Source organism: Phycicoccus elongatus Lp2, assembly GCF_000367525.1.
GTDB lineage: Bacteria > Actinomycetota > Actinomycetes > Actinomycetales > Dermatophilaceae > Phycicoccus_A > Phycicoccus_A elongatus.
Genome location: NZ_HF570956.1, coordinates 2,384,485 through 2,389,108 on the forward strand (window position 1 = coordinate 2,384,485; position 4,624 = coordinate 2,389,108).

3 protein-coding genes and 1 pseudogene are annotated in these 4,624 nt (G+C 70.0%); 1 reads left to right on the plus strand and 3 read right to left on the minus strand.

Annotated features, from left to right (window positions below; genetic code table 11):
• The 3 genes from BN10_RS11495 to BN10_RS11505 all read right to left on the minus strand — a co-directional run.
• Positions 1 to 1,509, minus strand: a 1,509-nt coding sequence (locus tag BN10_RS11495; RefSeq protein WP_084311044.1) for an ArnT family glycosyltransferase, incomplete at its 3' end; no start/stop codon positions are given.
• Between the two features lie 34 nt (positions 1,510 to 1,543).
• Positions 1,544 to 3,076 (minus strand): sensor histidine kinase, encoded by a 1,533-nt coding sequence (locus tag BN10_RS11500; protein ID WP_010851418.1) that lies wholly within the window; start codon positions 3,074 to 3,076, stop codon positions 1,544 to 1,546.
• Positions 3,076 to 3,807: a response regulator transcription factor gene (locus tag BN10_RS11505; RefSeq protein ID WP_010851419.1), complete on the minus strand. Its 732-nt coding sequence runs from the start codon at positions 3,805 to 3,807 to the stop codon at positions 3,076 to 3,078. Before BN10_RS11505 ends, BN10_RS11500 begins: the two co-directional genes overlap by 1 nt.
• A 149-nt stretch (positions 3,808 to 3,956) precedes the next feature.
• Between BN10_RS11505 and BN10_RS17415 the strand changes: the two are divergent.
• Positions 3,957 to 4,624: pseudogene (locus tag BN10_RS17415) on the plus strand (hypothetical protein); the annotation flags it as partial.

The following is a 4,624-nucleotide window of genomic DNA, read 5'->3' on the forward strand; positions in this document are numbered from 1 at the left end:
CATACCGCCGCCGGGGACGCCACCGCGGCCCATGCCGCCCGGCCCGCCGGTGTTGGGCCCCGCCGTGACGATCGAACCGGTGTGCGGGGTGGTCACCGTCGTCACCGCGTATGCCGTGGGGCCGGCCAACGCGGCCGCGACCGCCCCGCCGACGGTCACCGCGGTCGCGAAGCGCGGCAGACGGTCGGTCAGGAGCAGGAGGAGTGCCGCGGCGAAACCCACGACCAGGACGCTCCAGCGCAGCCACCCACCGTAGGCCGTGGTTCTGCCCAGCAGCCAGAAGCCCATCCCGGCGGCGGTCCCCGCGGCGGCCGCCAGGACGCCCCGCCCCGCCCAATGAGTCCGGCGGTCCCAGGCCTCGCAGGCTCCCATGCCGACGAGTGCGGCGATGGCTGGAGCGAGGGCGACGGTGTAGTACTCGTGGAAGATCCCGGCCATCAGGGAGAAGACCAGACCGGTCACGAGCAGCCAGCCGCCCCAGACGACGTAGGCGGCACGGCGCAGGTCGGTGCGGGGGCGTCGACCGCGGAACGCCAGCCCGGCGATGAGCAGGAGCGCCGCGGTCGGGAGCAGCCACGAGATCTGGCCGCCGATGGTCTGCGTGAACAGACGCGTAATGCTCTCCGTGCCCGATCCCGGGCCACGCTGACCGCCACCGACCGATCCGACTTCGGAGCCGCTGAGTCGGCCGAGGCCGTTGTAGCCGAAGGTGACCGAGAGGAAGGAGTTGTCCTGGCTGCCGCCGATGTAGGGGCGCATGGATGCCGGAATGAGTTCGACGATGGCGACCCACCACCCGGCGCTCAGCAGCATCGCGCCGACGCCGACGATCGCGCCGACGATGCGGCGTCGAAGGGTGGTGTTGGCGAAGAGCACGTAGCCCAAGCCGAAGAAGGGCACGACGAGCAGCACCTGGAGGGCCTTGGTGAGGAAGCCGAGCCCGATGAAGACGCCGACGATGGCCATCCACTTCGGTGATCCCTGCTCGATCGAGCGCATCGTCGCCCACGCGCCAAGGGTCATGAGCAGGACCAAGAGGGCTTCGGGATTGTTGAAGCGGAACATGAGCACCGCGACCGGGGTCAGGGCCAGCACGGCGCCGGCGAGGAGGCCGGCCGCCGCTGTGCTGCAGCGCTTCACGGTCGCGTGGACGACGCCCACGGTGGCCACTCCCATGAGGACCTCGGGGAGGAGGATCGAGAAGGAACTCAACCCGAAGATCCGCACCGACAGCGCCATCACCCAGAGGGAGGCCGGCGGCTTGTCGACGGTGATCGAGTTGCCGGCATCGGAACTTCCGAAGAAGAAGGCCTTCCACGATTGACTGCCGGCTTGGACCGCGGCGGAGTAGAAGCTGTTCGCCCAGCCATTGCTCGTGAGGCCGATGACGTAGAAGGCGCCGGTGGTCAGGAGCAGAGCAAAGAGGGCCGGCCGCGCCCACGCCGGGTCGGTGTCCGGTCCGCGCCAGATCCGGCGGAGTCGACCGGAGGGCGAGGCGGCAGTCGTCATCACGTGATCGACGGTCGTCCTGTCACCTGTGCTGTCACTGTGTCTGGGGTATGGGGTTGCTGGAATGCGGGCCGTCCGAGGGGAGCCAGACGGTGAAGACGGTGCGGCCCGGCTCGCTGGCCAGGTCCACCCGTCCGGCGTGCGCCCCGGCGACTGCGGCGACGATGGACAACCCGAGCCCGGTGGACCCCGAGGCGCGATTGCGGGAGTCGTCGCCGCGGGTGAAGCGCTCGAAGACGCGCGGTTGCAGGTCCGCGGGAATGCCCGGCCCGTTGTCCGCGACGTCTATGCGCACGTGCTGACCCTCACGCCGGATGCGCGTGACCACGGTCGTGCCGGCCGGGGTGTGAGTGCGGGCGTTGGCGAGCAGGTTGGCCAGGACCTGATGCAGACGAGCTCGATCGCCGGGTGCCTCGACGGGCTCGTCCGGGAGGTCGAGTTCCCAACGGTGGTCGGGGGCCGCGGCGTGGGCGTCGGACACGACGTCCATGGCGAGCAGGGTGACATCGACCGGCTCGCGTTCGAGGGGTCGGCCCGAGTCCAGTCGCGCCAGGAGCAGGAGGTCCTCAACGAGGCCCTGCATGCGCAACGCCTCGGACTCGACGCGGCCGATGGCATGGCTGACGTTCGCGGGGACGGGGTCGGTCTCGCGACGCGACAACTCGGCATACCCACGGATGCTGGCGAGCGGCGTACGCAATTCGTGCGACGCGTCCGCCACGAACTGACGCACCCGCATCTCGCTCTCGTGTCGGGTCTGGAGAGCACCCTCGACATTGTCGAGCATTCGGTTGAGGGCCAGGCCGACCTGACCGACCTCGGTGTGGGGATCGGTGTCGCGGTCGGCGACCCGCGCAGGCAGCGCCACCTCACCGGTGTCGAGTTTGAGCGCGCTGACCTTGCGGGCGGTGTCGGCGACCCGGACCAAGGGTGCCAGGTTGCGGCGAATGACCCAGTTGCCACCGACGCCGACGATGACCAGGCCCAGGAGCGTGCCGCCGGCGACGAGCTGGATCAGCGTGGCCAGGGTGCGGTCGACGGCGCCAGTGGGGACACCGACGATCGTCCTGGTCGTGCCGCTGGTGCTCACCGCCACCAGGTACGAGCCGGTGCCGTCCCCGAGATCGACCCGCTCCTGATCGTTGGCCGTCAGGCTCTTGGTCACCTTGACCAAGGTGGCGACCTGGTCGTCACTGAGGGCCTCACGCGAGGTGCCGAAGGCGGTGATGTAGGCGATCGGGTCCCCATTGTTGTCGACACCGATGCTGGTGCCCCCGACCACGACGAGGCGAAGGACGGCCGAGGAGTTGCGCTGCTGGGGCCCTCCTCGAGGCCGGCCGTCGCCGTCAGGGGTCAGGCCCAGATCACCGGGGCGCGACGGGCCCGAGTTGGTGGTGCCGGCGGCCCCATTGAGTTCGTCACGCAACTGATCATCGAGATGGTGCTTGGTGAAGCCGATGGTCAGGGCGCCGGTCGTGACCATCACGATGACGAAGAGCGCGAGCACCGACGCGAGGACCTGCGACCGCAGTGTCCAGGTGGCCGGTCGCAGCAGGGTGGCAGGCATCAGTCGGCGGGCTTGAGGACGTAGCCGACGCCACGCATGGTGTGGATCATCGGCTCACGCCCGGCGTCGATCTTCTTGCGCAGGTAGGAGATGTAGAGCTCGACGACGTTGGCCTGGCCGCCGAAGTCGTAGTTCCAGACGCGGTCGAGGATCTGGGCCTTGGACAGGACCCGCTTGGGGTTGCGCATGAGATAGCGCAGCAGCTCGAACTCCGTTGCGGTGAGGTTGATCTGGTCACCACCGCGGGTCACCTCGTGGCTGTCCTCGTCCATCGTCAGATCGCCCACGACGAGCAGCGAGGAGGCCTCGTCGGCGACGACGGCGGTCCGGCGCATGAGGGCGCGCAGCCGGGCGACGACCTCCTCGAGGCTGAACGGCTTGGTGACGTAGTCGTCGCCGCCCGCCGTCAGACCGGCCACGCGGTCCTCGACCGCGTCCTTGGCCGTGAGGAAGAGGACGGGCACGGCGGGGGAGTCGGCGCGCATCCGGCGCAGCACCTCGAGCCCGTCGAAGTCGGGCAGCATCATGTCGAGCACGACCGCATCGGGCTGGAACTCCTTGGCCGCGCGCACGGCCTTGAGTCCGGTGCCGGCGGTCTGCACCTCCCAGCCCTCATAGCGCAGCGCCATCGAGAGCAACTCGGTGAGGTTGGCCTCGTCGTCGACGACGAGGACGCGGACGGGGCTGCCGTCGATGCGCTGGAGCTGGGGGGCGGCGTTCGTGCTGTTCATGCGGACCACTCAACTCCTCGCCGCCGTCTGCCACCTTGGCGTCACCTGTGTGCTTCCTGTGAGCGTATGCCGCGGGCTCGTCCCGCGCTCGTAGGCAGGGCTGGGCGCAGCCACAGGTGGTGCACAGGGATGGGCTCGACGGTGATGCCATGACCAACCACGACGACGCCCAAGGAGCGCCGCAGATGTCCGACCAGAACCAGCCCGAGACCCAGGCCACGCCCGACCAACTCCAGACCCCCCAGTGGGCCCAGGTCTCCGATGCCACGGAGGCGATCCCCGCCGAGCTGACGGCCCAACAGCCCGAGGTCGTCGGCTCCCTGTCCGGTGAGCCGACCGCGGAGGAGGCGAGCGTCAGTCAGGCCGCGCCGGTCATACCTCCAGTGCCGGTTCAGCCCGCGCCGGTCATTCCTCCAGTGCCGGTTCAGCCCGCGGCAGCCGCTGCGGCCCTTCCTGCCGCGCCGGCGCGCGCGCGGTGGTCCGTCAAGAAGGGCCTGCTCGTGGGAGCCGCCGCGCTCGGCATCGCCACTGTCGGCGCTGCCGGTGGTGCCGCGGCCGTGGCGCTCACGCACCATGACGGCGGCACGAGCACCCAGCAGGGCCAGTTCGGTCCGGGCCAGGGCCAGTTACCCGGTGACATCGATGGCGACGGCGACCAGGGTGGGCGCGGGCACGGCCACGGTTTCCCGCCGGGAGGAATGACTCAAGGTCACCCCAATGGCGGCACGGGCCAGTTCGGCCCCAACGGCGGGAGCCAGTCCAACTCCAATGGCAACACCCAGCAACAGGGCCCGAGCCTGCCCGGCACCGCCGGCTG